The following is an 8,901-nucleotide window of genomic DNA, read 5'->3' as shown; positions in this document are numbered from 1 at the left end:
AGAGGGGTTGGGGAGAGGGTGTACGCGAAGCGTTTCATCTGGTTGAAAGATAAAACCGCATTGATCGTTCATATTTATCTTGCTGATTGTTGGAGAAAATAGGGTGTTCATTCTCCCCCTCTCCCCCTCTCCCCCGGCCCCTCTCCCGCGTGGGGAGAGGGGAGTTTATCTCCCTACCTATTTAAGATACTGATGACTTATAAGTTTTATCTAGCCGTGACCCTCTGCTTTACGATGTTTTTCTTGTCTCAATTCTCAATCAGCAATAGAAACAAGCAGCAATGAATCAGTTACAACCGTAATAGTAGTGATTAGGGATCGATTTAGATCAATTGTCGGTTAGTTTCGCCACTGCTGAATCGACAGTTTTATTCAGTTTTTTAATCGATTTCTCCATGATCTGGGCGACCTTGGGTTCCATCATGGCACTCATCATTTCAAAATTCATTCTTGAAATAACCACGCTGCCATCACTTTTACCATAGACGGACAAGCCGCAGGGCATCATGGCAGAGACATAGCGAGTTTCGTCATCAGCGAGTAGAGGCATTGCATTCTTACCACTGGTGATTTTGAAAATCACCAGGCCGCCAGGTACATCGACACCTTTCTTGGCGAGTCTCTTGCCTAAGTCAATTTCAGCAATGAGTTTCCAGCCATCAGTTTTCAATTGTTCTCTTAATGTATCCAGGCTCTTGCGGTAGTCTTGCTGAATAGTACGTTCAACAACAATGGCGTGAGACTGCTGAGCATCCTCGGGAATGGTGTTTTCAACTGACATGGCAACAGATGAGGAAGCCATGGAAATGGCTAAAATCAGACTGGAAATTGTTTTCTGATATTTCATAGAGATGCTTTCCTGGGATGGTTATTGATCAAAAATATTTGGCGCATCTTTCAGAAAGTTGTCCCGACAAGCATTGAGATTCCGCAATCTCAACTTTATCTGTAAGGGTATTGAGGCTTTTATCGGGCACTGATTTAAGATTATTTTTCCTGATTAGGATTGGATGCTGCTACTGAAGCGATAACGACTCCATTAGAGGTATAGTGATAGCGCTGATATCATTAAAGCCAAACAGATTTCAGAGCCTAAAAAAATCAGTAGCTTGTCAGGGAGTTATCTGCAGTCGATGTCGTTCAAATGACAATCCCGGTGAGACTCACCGGGTTCTCACACCGCATACCTCTGTGCGTGGTAGATAAAACCAGTCAACCTGTCAGTACTCCTTGCAATCCAATCTCCAGGCGTCCAAATCGAGGTTCTTGTACAACCAGTCTAGACCCATGCTGTTTGCCTGAGGGCAAAATTGAGTGGGATCACCTTTGTATTCCACACCAAATACAGCTTTATTCATCTGAATAAACGGTAATAGCAGATCACATTCGTTGTATTGAAAGCATTGCTCATTGAGCGCCCAATCGAAATGGATGACCAGATCCTCAATTTGGTCCAGATCATTTTTCAAACCAACAGAGAGTCCCCGGTTGTGCGCTTCCTGAGCCAACCAGATGTTGAAGTCTAACTGGTCCTGATAGGTGAGCGGAAAACCGGTGTTGTTGGTATAACCATCCACATTGTCTGGATCAACACCGTCACAGTTTTTGCTGACCGCCAGGTCAAGGCGTGCCTGAAGTATGGGGCCGAGTTCATTCAGACGCCGGACATCCAACCAGGCTTCACCGGGCCAACCGTTACTGTTGCCTTTTACAGTGGACGGATAGTGATCGGCATCGGGACGCCACTCTTCCCAACTACCTGCACTGAAATAACAAATCACGGTTTTACCCTGGGCATGGAGTTGGTCAATCAGGCTCTGCGGAGTATCGAAGAGATCGATATCGTACATCTGAAGGTTATAGCTGGTGTCGATATCACCCTGTAGCTGCAGTTGCCACGAGGTTCCGGGGGCAGGTTGCCAGATGTCGCCTGGAAGAGGTGGTGGCGGTGGTGGTGGTTCATCCGCGGGTTGTAAGCTAATGCTCAGAGCCAGATAGTCGAGGTCACTGTCATCCCCTTCATTGCGGGTGAAATAGCGCAGTTTGAGTCTGTTATTCCTGTTTATATAGCGATCAGGGGCGCCGCTCACTTCAGCGCGGATCAGGCTCCATTCCCAGTTAGGTACGCCGGCATTATCCGTCAGTGATATCCACTTGGCACTGACAAAGTCCCTGATCTGCCACCGCCAGCGCTGTTCTGAGCGGGTGGGACCCTTGTAGTTGGCGGCAAACGACAGGGTGTTGATTGCTGATGGATCCTTGTCTGCAGGAAGTTCGAAGGAGAAGATTCCGGTGTAGCCTCCAGAGCCGGTATAGAACTCCTTATAGGTGTTCCAGTTATCGTCGGCGCCTGTTTGCTCCTGTACCGATAGTACCGATAGTTCCTGTTCGCTGTGATTGCCCCTTTTGCTGGTCAGCTTGATCGGGTGGAGTGTCAGTTCTGTCTCTGCGAGCACTTCGGTGTGCCACACAAAGCAGAGAAAGAAGAAAACAACAGAGAATGAACGAACTACCTTGTTATTCATGATGATGCAGCCTTTATTATTCCACGGGAGCAGTGTAATTAATAAAAACCAAACCTATTGTGAAGGCAATCAAAAAATTGATCGTAGCTTTACTAGGGCCTATTCGATTAGTGTTAACAGGCCCTAACATATTACAGTTGAAAATGTTTAGAGATTGCCTCAGCGCAATCCCCTGTTTCACTATTGATATCCAGCTGGGCTCCTTGAGGTGATATGCAGCTGATAGTTACCAGCTGGTCTCCCTCTATGCCTACCACCCGCATTACCCGCATTGGATTATTGCTGTATATGAGGTCGATCACTGCCAACTGACGTTCACCTATCCACTCATAGTGTCCCTTGGCTTGGGCGTGGCTGAATCGCTCATGTTGCGGAATGTTGTTTCGATCGTAGGTTTGCTGAAGACTCTGTTCTGCTCCCTTTTGATACTCATCCGTCAATTGCTGAAGGTATCCTTCGTCGAACGAGGATTGAGTCAATCCCTCAGCTGGTTGTTTACTGATCTTTACATTGGAGGGTTCAGGAGAAAGGCCGCAGCCTGCAAGCAGCAGACAGATTATGAGTGACTGAAGGGTGGCGCGTAGCATACTGTTTCCTGGCTCAAGCTTTAAATCCCGCCATTCTAGCTTAAATGAAGCCGCCATTTCATGATTTTGCAGAGGATACTTACTAACCAGGCCATAGAAATTGATATCTAAGGTCTGGTTAGTAGCTACTGCAGCCGAAGGTAAACTATTTGCTCGCCGGGTTTAAAAGAGTAGCGTCAATTATCTACCTCGATAATTTCTGCCAACATCTCCTTCAGAGGTTTTGGTTTTCCAAAGTGATAACCCTGCCCATAATCCACGCCTATGTTTTTCAGGGCCTGACTGGTGGTTTCATCTGAAACAAACTCAGCGATTACCTTTTTTTCCATAAAGTGTGCGATCTCAGTAATCGAACTGATCATGGCGTAATCTGCCGGTTTGTTGAGAATCTCCCGTACAAAGATGCCATCGATCTTGACATAATCCACGGGGAAGTCCTTCAGGTAAGAAAAAGAGGCGTATCCAGAGCCAAAATCATCCAGTGAAAACGAACAGCCAAGTGCACGAATATCATTTATCGTATCGGCAGTATCGCTGATATCCCCGACCAGTGCTGTTTCTGTGATCTCAAATCCAAAATTCCTGGTCTGTAGGGATGATGATTTAATGCGATCTATAAGTTGAGCTTTGAATTCGCCATCTCCCAGTGATTTGCCTGAGAGGTTGATAGAAAAACTGTGCCCCTCTGGCAGGCGGTCAGCATAGGGTTCAACCTGTTGAAAAAATGCGTCTACCACCCAGAAGTCGACATCCCGCATCAAGTCATAGGTTTCTGCAGCCTGTATGAATGAGACAGGGGATTCGAGTTCCCCTTCGTCATTTAGAATACGCAGTAAGATCTCATGGTGATGAGGCAGTGTATTTGCTGCCTGAAGAGGTACTATTGGTTGAACAAACAACTCCATACGTCCTTTCGCCAATGCCTCTTTGATTGTGGGCAGGGACTCTACCAGTTGCTGGCGTGCCTGATAGACAGGGTCACTTTCAAGGTAGATGCGTGTGCAGTTACCGCCGCTCCGTTTGGCCGTGTTGCAAGCAGCCAAGGCAGCTTGCATCAGTTTATCCGGTCTCTGAACATCCGATTCGATCTGCACAACACCAATGCTGGCTGTTGCTGGAATAAGCCTCCCTTTCCATTTAAAGGAGGCTTCATCGATTGCCTGGCGAAGCATCTCTGCAGATTGGTAGCCAATCTCGAGATTCTGCCTCGCTAATAGAAGGGAAAACTCATCATCACCGATACGCCCCAGGAAACCATCGTCTGGCAGATAGCTGAGAAGAATGTCTGTCACAGTCTGGAGTAGTTCGTCGCCGCCCTCGAATCCACAAAGATCGTTGACCACCTGGAATTTATCCAGGTCTATCTGAAGCAGTACACCTGCATTGTCATATTGCCATCCATCGATATGCTTTTTCAGTTCAGACTCAAAGGCTCGTCGGTTGGATAGACCGGTTAGTGGATCGATATCCGACTCCTGTTTGAAGTCGTTATAAGTATTGGAAAGGATGGTCTCAATGGTTCTTTCAATAATCGGTTTTGCTGAGCTCTCCATTGGACGGATATGGTGGTTGGCAAAACGATTTGCAAGTTGTGGCAGCGCCTCATCCAATGCTTTGAAACCATCTCCGTCTACCAGTAGATACCTGCCTGATTTCGGGTTCTTCCATGCCAGACTGAGAATTCTGGGGTGCTCAGGGTCTTCCTGCTCCACCAGCCAGGTATCGAGAGCAAACTTACTCAACTGTTTTTGCCACTGCTGATCTTCTACTGAGGGGGTGCTGGTTGGTTGGTGGATGTTCATCCCCTGAAAGTAGTGGTGTAGATAGGCTTTATTGGCTTCTATTCGCAGATGGGGAAAATTGTCACCTTCCAGGCCACATTCAAGCAGTCGTTGCAACTCCAGCTCAAACCCTTGTGCCTGCTCGGCGTAGATTGGGTAGTCGGTAAAGCCTTTGTGAATCGTAGAGAGCAGTGCTTTCTGCTGAATCTCTGTAAGATGATGCTCGCCTGGTGGGTCGGTAAAAATTTGGTGTAGCTGTTCTACTATCTGAAGATAATTTTGCCAGCCTTTATTGCCGGTTTTTTCTAAAACTGCAGTCTGAACCATCAGATTGACCCAACCAAACCGAAACAGCTTATCGACTATGGGAGAGATTGTTTGGTCAAGTAGAAGCTTGGCCAGGGCCTCATAAGTTGCTGTTTGGGCCTGTCGAAGTTTCTCATCTTTGAGGCAGCGAGAGATAGAGAGCTTTCGATTGGTTTTAAATCGCTTGAGCTGCTCTTTGTGCAACCTGATGATTTCATCTGTCACTTCATCGATATGACTATAGTGGCCACTCTCCACCGCTTCTGTGATCACTGCCAATTGCTGCGATTCTCTATCTCTTAGCATTGAGCTACGGGTGCCCTTATTCACATAAGGTTTCATTGATTCAATCGAGTCGAGCAGGTGCCGTACTGGGTGATCAGGGTTTTCAAGCAGGTTGGTATCTTTCAGAACTGCTTCGATGATCAGAAACTTTAAGCTGCCCATCAGTGAACGTAATTCGTTACTGATCAGTGGGTCTTCGCTCAGTGTGGCGACCAGCTCCTCGCCCGCACCGATGGCAGCTCTGGCTTCGGCGGATAGTTGAATCGGTTTACTACTCTCCTGCTGTAGAAGGTTCTCAATTTGCTGTTGCAGTGTGGCGGTCTGCTGTTGCGATAGAGAAGCAATACTGGTCAGTATCTCCTTCTGTTCGTCTGCCGACATGCCCTGTGCAGCTGACTGAGTATCCTCTGTTTGATGGAGTTGATGTAAGTTACTGAGATGTTCTATAGGGTTGTCGGAGATAGTGCCGGTTTCGGCTGTTTTTACAATAGTCCATTGGTTTTTGGTTTCAGCTTCCCCGACTATTTTTTGCTGTCGCATCTGTTGCAGCAGTTTTTCATAAAGTGTTTTCAGGGTAATAAGCAGGTTTTTACTGAAACTATTCAGGAGCAGTTTGGTGATTTGAACGTCAAACTGATAGCCATCTAAACTATTTTTGAATGTGCTCATCAGAGTGATTGGAGAGATCGGATTGAGTTCGTTATGGATATTATCCTGGCATAGATAACTGAGTGCTGACTCAATATGGTAGAGCTGACGGGAAACTTTGGATTCAAGCTGTCGAGCCACATCATTCACCAGAATCCATGTCTCAATTTCTTGTGTCTCTACCAAGGCCATCTCATCCAATTGCTCGGGTTCTGAGTCTAATTTGCCTTTGGATTCTCCTGTCAGTTCGGTAAAGCTGATTTCTATTTGTTGAATAAACTCTTCAGCTAAGGTTTGGTGATCCTTTTCCAATGTGTTGAGTGCGAAGAAGAGGCTGGATTGCTCCTGTGGATCACTGGTATCCGTAATCCTCTGCTGAAGTTCCTGCTCTGCTTGAGCGGAAAAACTGAGCAGACAATTTTTGAGAAAAGGTTTAGCTGTTTTCTGGACTTGATTGATTGCCTTTCGACTCTGCTCCGGATCAGAGGTTATATGTCCGGTCTCTTGACGGGTATCTTCATTTTGCGCTTCTGCAGAGAGAGACTGGTAGAGCCTGTCGCCACCACTGTCGCTAAATGCGGCGCCCATTCCACCGTTATCAAAGTAGACTACCTCGACAGCAACCTGACTGGAAGTGTCAGAGATCGATAGCCGCACTTTCTGACGCTCAGGCTCAGCTATGTAGCCATGAGTGAGGACGTCGTTCAGGTTTTCATTCAGACACTGAAGATAGACGCCACCCCGGGAGTAGTTGAGCATACGACAACCATCGTAGACCTGAGATTGAAATTCGATGGTGACAGGAATATCTATCTTAAGTCGCGGATGCTGCCGACGATTCCTTTGATCTTTCAATGCATGAATCCTATGAAAAGCAGCCTATATCGTTCTTAATTGGTGTAGGGTGAGACTATACCTGTATCGGCACTATGCCGGGTGGTCTTTAACTCATAAATATTGTGCTGTCATTGAGCGATGCTATCTTCAATCTGATGGCAAGGCCGTTCAGCTGAAATAATAGAGGTGCCCTTGAAAATGTGTGGTTTTTCCAACCACTTACTGACGAGGTACACTAGATAATTGTCTGACGATATTATGAGCTATGAATTGATCCAAATTTTTGAATTGTTCTGTTTTCTGTAATAGTCAGATCCTATTCGATTCGTGTTAACAGGCCCTAGTATGATGAAACGCTGTAGCTCTTTTACCAGTATATTACTTCTTCTGATCATGGTTGCCTGTACCACCAGTCCCACTGGGCGCAAGCAGTTGATGATCATCAGTGAAGAGAGTGCGATCAACTCTTCGAAAGCGGCCTATATTGAGATGCTAAAACCCTATGAAGAGGAGGGTAGACTGGATAGTGATCCACAACTCAAAGCCAGGGTGTCGCGTATCACTGGGCGTCTCATCGCTCAGGCAGTGGAGATGCGTCCAGAGACTAAGGAATGGGCATGGAGCATGAAGATACTGGATGATCCGGAGATGGTAAATGCCTGGGCGATGGCTGGGGGTAAGATGGCGCTCTACACCGGGCTGGTTGAGCAGGTAAAGCCAACTGATGATGAGTTGGCTCAGGTATTGGCTCATGAAATATCCCATGCCTTGGCCAAACACTCTGCTGAGAAGATGTCTGTCGCTATGGCCAGTCAGTTGGGGATGGTTGCGGTAGCTGCATCGACTGACAACCGGGCAGTGCTTGCCGGCTCTATGATGGCGGCAAAATTGGCAATCGACTTGCCGAATAGCCGCACAGCTGAGGAGGAGGCAGATAGAATCGGTATTGAGTTGGCTGCCAAGGCTGGATACGATCCAAGAGCGGCGGCCACGCTATGGAAAAAGATGGGCGAAGTGTCTGCTAGCCGGGTACCGCAATTTCTCAGTACACATCCCAGCCCGTCCAATCGCGCCGAGACACTCGGCAAGCTAGCGGATAAGATGATGCCCTATTTCGAGGCGCCCGGTGAGCGCCCCAGCTTCAATTTTTGAAAATTACCAATATCCATATATCAGGACTCAAAATGGCCACAGGCACGCTCTACATCCTCTCTGCACCATCCGGGGCAGGTAAAACAAGTCTCTTGAAAGTGCTGCGTGAGCAGGATGGCAAATTGCATGTCTCTGTCTCCCATACCACCCGACCGATGAGGCCAGGAGAAGAGAACGGCAGGGACTACCACTTTGTTGTCAAGGAGACGTTCCTGCAGATGGTTTCATCCGACGCTTTTTTAGAACATGCAGAGGTATTCGGTAACTACTACGGAACCTCTGAGGCTGAGGTCAGGGGGCAGCTGGATGGGGGTAGGGATACGGTGCTGGAGATCGATTGGCAGGGGGCGCGTCAGGTGAGGGCGCGTTTTCCTGAGGCGGTGTCGATCTTTATCCTGCCACCCAGCCCTGAGGCACTGCATGAACGCCTGAGTGCCCGGGGACAGGATAGTGAGGAGGTCATCCAGGGACGCATGCAGCAGGCTGTGAGTGAAATGTCCCATTACGATGAGTTCGACTATTTAGTGATTAATGATGAATTCGATACAGCTCTGGGAGAGCTCAGGGCCATTGTTAATGCTGATCGGCTACGACTGACATACCAATCAGATCGCCACGCGGAACAGATCAAGGCGTTGCTACAGATCTAGTGTGGTGCGTCATATAAACCCTGTATTTAGAAAGCCGCTCAAGCCGTGAGTGCAAGGCGCAGCCCGCAGGTAATGGTTGTTCCCTTACCAAGGGGTGCAACGCCGTAATCGCGGCTTGAGTGGCTTCCCG

The 8,901-nt window shown here is 47.7% G+C and carries 6 protein-coding genes; 2 read left to right on the top strand and 4 right to left on the bottom strand.

From position 1 onward, the window contains the following. Positions 1–328 precede the first annotated feature (328 nt). From AC4IE7_RS05270 to AC4IE7_RS05255, 4 genes are all read right to left on the bottom strand, one after another. Positions 329–847 (bottom strand): DUF302 domain-containing protein, encoded by a 519-nt coding sequence (locus tag AC4IE7_RS05270; RefSeq protein ID WP_490775765.1) that lies wholly within the window; start codon positions 845–847, stop codon positions 329–331. A 373-nt stretch (positions 848–1,220) separates the two neighbouring features. Then, on the bottom strand, positions 1,221–2,525 hold the full coding sequence (locus tag AC4IE7_RS05265) for an endo alpha-1,4 polygalactosaminidase (RefSeq protein ID WP_490775764.1): 1,305 nt from the start codon (positions 2,523–2,525) through the stop codon (positions 1,221–1,223). A 131-nt stretch (positions 2,526–2,656) separates the two neighbouring features. Further along, positions 2,657–3,169 (bottom strand): hypothetical protein, encoded by a 513-nt coding sequence (locus AC4IE7_RS05260; RefSeq protein ID WP_490775763.1) that lies wholly within the window; start codon positions 3,167–3,169, stop codon positions 2,657–2,659. A gap of 119 nt (positions 3,170–3,288) precedes the next feature. Next, the gene (locus AC4IE7_RS05255) at positions 3,289–6,987 is read right to left on the bottom strand and encodes a DUF1631 family protein (RefSeq protein ID WP_490775762.1); all 3,699 of its coding nucleotides are present in this window, start codon (positions 6,985–6,987) and stop codon (positions 3,289–3,291) included. Positions 6,988–7,314: 327 nt separating this feature from the next. On the opposite strand from AC4IE7_RS05255, the gene AC4IE7_RS05250 reads away from it, so the two are divergent. Both AC4IE7_RS05250 and gmk read left to right on the top strand, forming a co-directional pair. Then, on the top strand, positions 7,315–8,121 hold the full coding sequence (locus AC4IE7_RS05250) for a M48 family metallopeptidase (protein WP_490775761.1): 807 nt from the start codon (positions 7,315–7,317) through the stop codon (positions 8,119–8,121). A 32-nt stretch (positions 8,122–8,153) separates the two neighbouring features. Next, the gene (gene gmk / locus AC4IE7_RS05245; RefSeq protein ID WP_490775760.1) at positions 8,154–8,771 is read left to right on the top strand and encodes a guanylate kinase; all 618 of its coding nucleotides are present in this window, start codon (positions 8,154–8,156) and stop codon (positions 8,769–8,771) included. The last annotated feature ends 130 nt before the right edge of the window (positions 8,772–8,901 follow it).

Source organism: Candidatus Thiodiazotropha sp. AKAK3, from assembly GCF_058244645.1.
This window is presented reverse-complemented; position numbering and strand designations above follow the sequence as displayed.